Source organism: Maribacter aquimaris (assembly GCF_014596745.1).
Classification (GTDB): Bacteria; Bacteroidota; Bacteroidia; order Flavobacteriales; family Flavobacteriaceae; genus Maribacter_A; species Maribacter_A aquimaris.
Genome location: NZ_JABTCF010000025.1, coordinates 1 through 2,789, shown reverse-complemented (window position 1 = coordinate 2,789; position 2,789 = coordinate 1). Strand labels below are relative to the sequence as shown.

Below are 2,789 nucleotides of genomic sequence, written 5' to 3'. Positions count from 1 at the left end.
CCAAGATCGTCCTTGACTTTTTTTAAATACATATTCTTAAGGTTTTTATCAAACAGTAAGATAACGTACTTTTATAAACAAACTAAAAGCTTCCGAGGTACGAGGATTAGTTCAACAACGTGTATAAAACATAGCTGCTAAAGGCTTTCCGAGAGGTTTGTGTATATTTACAAAGACCGCCAAATTTTTAAATTTGGCTTTTAAGATTGATAAGTTAAAAACAAAATATAAAAATTCGGCTCTGTGTTAATCCGAAAAGTTAGCGTCTTTTTAAACGCTACGTTTCATACACAAGACCGTTGTAAGTAATTTACCATCGCTAATGTTCTTTTAGCTGAGGATTACCTGAGTTATATTGTGGATATAAAAATCGGAATCCCTAACCGAGGAGAAAAGGATTAAGGTAATATTCGACTCTTTCGGCGTATATTACCCAAGTAGTTCAGCTTTCAGCGTTGAGAGTTGGCTCTCAGAACGTTGACACGTTAAGAACTACTTGTAAAAGGACGGTAAAAATTTTGAGAAAGTCAAATTTTAAGCTGGATTTTATTGTTTTTCTCCACGGTTAGGGGTGTTTTAGTTCCGTTTTACACTAATCATATTAGCTATATAAATTAATATAAAACGGGAAGCTCAACAAAAAGAGTCCTTATTATTCTCTTATGGCAAACTATAAATGGTTATTATTCCTAATTTTAGGGAAAGATAAAATCAGAATAAAACCACTTACAACAGGTCCTAAGATCAATGGCCCAAAACAAATTAGCCTGAATAAGGGCCACTAAGCTTAGCCCTGTCGTTAGTGGCAAATTGAATGGACATCAGAATACATATAATTAAAAAAAACAGAAAATGAATTTCAAAAAACTCAAGATTCCATTTATCATTTTATTACTAATTATAATAGTCGCAGGAATAATTTACATTCCAAAAATTAAAAAAGCCTTAGCCTTTCAGGAAGCTATGGAATTGGAAAATATTGAACAAGCATTTATCCATATGGATGATTACCTTCCTACAAAAAAAGTCGAAAAAGCAGATGAGCCTTTTATATTTCCAAGAGTAAATAATATATCACTACCTAAAGATTTTATTCATAGTGATATTACCTATAATACCTTGAAGTATATTGACTCTTCTTATACGCAGGGATTAATTTTTATTCAAAATGATACCATTCAGTATGAAAATTACTGGAGAGGTCAGAAAGAAGATACACGACATATCTCTTGGTCTATGGCAAAATCATATATATCTGCACTTTTTGGTATCGCTATGGAAGAAGGTTACATCAAAAGTATTGATCAAACTGTAGATGAATATTTACCCGAATTAAAGGGGTCTGGTTATGATGGTGTAAAAATAAAGGATGTTTTACAGATGGCAACAGGAATAAAATTTGACGAAACTTATGGTGACCCGAATTCAGATATAAGTAGATACTGGGAAGGTTTCGTTTTTGGTAAATCTCAGGATGCATTTGCTAGTACTTTGATAAATGAGAGACCACCCGGAACTTACAACCATTATGTGAGTATTAATACCCATGTTTTGGGTATGATTATAGTAAAGGCTACAGGCAGGAGTTTAACTGACTATTTAGAAGAAAAAATTTGGAAACCTATTGGTAGTGAGTTTGATGCCTATTGGTTAGCGGATGGACATGGAATGGAAATGGCTAATGGAGGACTAAATGCTTCCTTGAGAGATTATGCAAAACTGGGCAAACTTTATCTTCAAAAAGGCAGATGGAAAGAAAAACAAATTGTACCATTAAGTTGGGTGGAGGCTTCAATTCATTCAACGGAAGAATACTTGCAACCCAATAGTAAAAATTCATCCGACCCCGGAGTCGGTTACGGATATCAGTGGTGGATACTGGATGGTAATGAAGATGAAATTATGGCAATTGGTGTCTTTAATCAGCATATCTACATAAACCCCACAACAAATACTGTTATCGTAAAGAATTCAGCCAATAAAAATTATTATGATAGTACAAATCCATATGTATTAACATCCGTTCATATTGAATTATACAGAAAATTAGCTCATATGAACGAATGAAATCAGCCACTAACAATATATATAAAAAATAGGCGAATTAGTGCTAAATTCAAGGCTTCGTGCTCGTATCAAACTTTGGCTTAATCGAAAGTTTAGAGCTTCAAAATCGCCTACTTTTCATATACAAAACCGTTAGCAAACAGTTAAATTGACTCAGACAAAAATTATTATCGGTATAGGAGTTTTAATTGGACTCTTGCTTTATAAAAAAACTAAACCTAATATTCTGAAAGGAATTCTCATTGGATTGACTCTCTGTTACGCAGGGGGTTACTTTATGGAATTTCCAATCGGCACTGTAGCTTTTATTTCTTTCGGAATTGTTGCGCTGGTTTTTACTGTATGGTGTGGACTGAATAATAGGTGGTTTAGTTTGATTATTGGACTCTTTACTTTTTTATCATCTATTTGGTCATTATTCGACTATCAATTTTGGAATCTCTTGCAATTTTTAATGATAATCCCATTGGCTTGCTATATCTGGATTTTATCTAGGTGGCGGAAACACATAAATGAACTGTCTGTTTTAACGGTTCTGGCAAGCTTTGAATTTACTGAGTTTTTGATTTTGCTCGGGACATGGATAAAATAAAAACCGTTTGCTAATAACTAAGCATATGGCGCGCCGATAGGCTAGCGCTATATGACGTGTTGACTGATCCGGGGTTTGGGATAAGGGGGAATACGAGAGGTTTGCCTAGCCCTTGGCAAAGAAGAAGGTT

At 34.1% G+C, this 2,789-nt stretch carries 2 protein-coding genes; both read left to right on the top strand.

Translation table 11 applies throughout. The features are described from left to right. Positions 1-852: 852 nt before the first annotated feature. On the top strand, positions 853-2,067 hold the full coding sequence (locus HPE56_RS20195; protein WP_188245551.1) for a serine hydrolase domain-containing protein: 1,215 nt from the start codon (positions 853-855) through the stop codon (positions 2,065-2,067). Between the two features lie 148 nt (positions 2,068-2,215). After that, positions 2,216-2,659 (top strand): hypothetical protein, encoded by a 444-nt coding sequence (locus tag HPE56_RS20190; RefSeq protein ID WP_188245550.1) that lies wholly within the window; start codon positions 2,216-2,218, stop codon positions 2,657-2,659. Positions 2,660-2,789: the final 130 nt, after the last annotated feature.